This window comes from Microbulbifer aestuariivivens, assembly GCF_039545115.1.
In the GTDB taxonomy this organism is placed as follows: Bacteria; Pseudomonadota; Gammaproteobacteria; order Pseudomonadales; family Cellvibrionaceae; genus Microbulbifer; species Microbulbifer aestuariivivens.
Window position 1 is genome coordinate 1 of record NZ_BAABRT010000047.1, and the last position, 2,282, is coordinate 2,282.

The 2,282-nt window shown below is 53.1% G+C and carries 2 protein-coding genes; both read right to left on the reverse strand.

All coding sequences use genetic code 11. The features are described 5' to 3' along the window. Positions 1 to 263: 263 nt before the first annotated feature. Positions 264 to 740 (reverse strand): hypothetical protein, encoded by a 477-nt coding sequence (locus tag ABEA58_RS14195; RefSeq protein WP_345552551.1) that lies wholly within the window; start codon positions 738 to 740, stop codon positions 264 to 266. A gap of 708 nt (positions 741 to 1,448) precedes the next feature. Beyond that, the gene (locus ABEA58_RS14200) at positions 1,449 to 1,757 is read right to left on the reverse strand and encodes a hypothetical protein (RefSeq protein WP_345552553.1); all 309 of its coding nucleotides are present in this window, start codon (positions 1,755 to 1,757) and stop codon (positions 1,449 to 1,451) included. Positions 1,758 to 2,282: the final 525 nt, after the last annotated feature.

Consider the following 2,282-nt stretch of genomic DNA (forward strand, 5'->3'; position numbering starts at 1 on the left):
AACGCTCAAGGAACGAAACTGCTTGATCCCGGAACGGCCAAGTAGCTCGATGCTGAACCCTAAACCAGTACGAAAATTTCCCACAGGCACCGATGATAATTTTTACCGCCCGGCAACATAACGCCGCGAGCAGCGGCAGCTTGCTTTGGGCGCTTTATGCGCAAAAATTGGAGCGAAGCGACTTGCGCATAAAGTGCACAAAGTAAGCTGTCCGGCGGAGGCCCGCAGGGCCGGAGCGAAATGCCTCGCCTTGTTAGCAGTACTCACCGCACCTCGCCTTCGGTAACAAAATAAAAGACATTGCTGCCAGCTACTAGCTTTATTGAGTCCTCACTTCTATGGAACTCAAGATTTTGGCTCTTGGCGTCACCGCTCAAGAAAGATTCTTGCTTTGGCCGTCTCTCGGTAAAGGCGATAATGCCCTTTTCTATCGAGTAGGATCCAGTCTCGATTACAGGATGCCTCGGATCTTCACCGTAACAATCATTCAAAATTTCATAGGTACCCGAACTGAATTCGATGAAATCCGGACATTCGAGCATATAAGTTCCGTCACTTACCTGACGCCAACTTTCTGCTATCGAGATTGAGGCACACATCAATAACGGTATAGAAACGAATATTTTCATTGTATTGCTAACGCCGCTAGCAGGGGCAGCCGAAGCGCAGCGTAGGCTGTCCAGCCCAGCCACCGGCTGGGCGAACCTGCCTAGCTTGGTTATAGGTGCCGCACTGGACACCCGCTACCTGCACGCTGCCAGCCACGGCTTGGCTGGCCACACCCCAATATCACGAGGGAAGAATATCGCACCTCCCCCACCAAATTATTTACTGATTGGCACTCCACGTTACAGCAGTGGACTAACCTGCTCTACCGAACCAGAGAGAACACTCTAGGAACGAAACTGCTCGGCCGTGGCACACCAATACAACAAAATACTGGAAGCCGAATTAGTGCTGAAAACCATACGCTGGCACTGCCCATGATCATTAGCGACCGGCAACATAACGCCGCTAGCAGGGGCAGCCGGAGCGCAGCGTAGGCTGTCCAGCCCAGCCACCGGCTGGGCGATCCTGCCTAGCTTGGTTATGCCTGCCGCTCGCCAGACCAACTACTGGCACTTTGCCAGCCACGGATTGGCTGGCCACTGCCAGATGTTACGAGGGAAGAATACCGCACTTCCCCCACCAAATTATTTACTTATTGGCACCCCACGATACTGCAGTGGAATGGCCACCTTCTACCGAACCAGAGAGAACGCTCTAGGAACGAAGCTGCTTGATCACGGAACACCCTAGCAGCCCAATGCTGGGCGCTAAACCAGTGCAAAAAATTAAACGCTGGCACCGACAACAGTTTTTACCGCCCGGCAACATAACGCCCAAAGCAGCGGCGCGCGTCAGCGCGTCCAGCCCGCAGGGCGATGCTGCCTTTGCTTGTTATGGTTTTAGTATTCACTGAACGATAGAGTGCCGTTGTTGTTATTCATAATGCGGAGCTCTGCCCTTTTACGCTTACCGTCGGGGCAGCCTTTTAGTGTCCATACTTCAACGACTTGTGACGATAGATTAGCTACAACTTCTGGAGGAGCTGTCGATAAATCAGAGTAGACTTGATCTATGGCCTCGCAATTCTCCACTTTTGGAGCCATCGCCATCAGTTGATTTTTGTAGCTATCAGAGATTGAAGGCTTTTGACTGGCACATGCTGAAACGACAACAGTTAATGCCACAACACTCATGACTCTATATTTCATACGATCTCCATTCTGTGTGAACCATAACGCCGCTAGCAGGGGCAGCCGAAGCGCAGCGTAGGCTGTCCAGCCCAGCCACTGGCTGGGCGATCCTGCCTAGCTTGGTTATAGGTGCCACACTGAGCACCCGCTACCGGCACGCTGCCAGCCACAGTTTGGCTGGCCACTACCCGATTAAAACGAGGGGATAATACCGCTCTTCCCCGACCCATTTATTCACTTAGTGGAACTTCACGATACGGCAGCGGACTAGCCACATCTACCGAACCCGAACGGACACGCTAAGAACGGAACTGCTTAGATATGCGGCACCAAAACTACCAGATACCGGACACTAACTAAAACAGTGCGAAAAACTACACACTGGTACCGGCAAGAATTTTTACCGACCGGCAACATAACGCCGCTAGCAGGGGCAGCCGGAGCGCAGCGTAGGCTGTCCAGCCCAGCCACCGGCTGGGCGAGCCTGCCTAGCCTGGTTATGGCTGCCGCGCTCCCGCCAACTACTAGCACTTTGCCAGCCAC

Coding starts and splice junctions, on each gene's coding strand:
- ABEA58_RS14200 (WP_345552553.1), bottom strand. CDS start 1,757: ATGAAATATAGAGTCATGAGTGTTGTGGCATTAACTGTTGTCGTTTCA.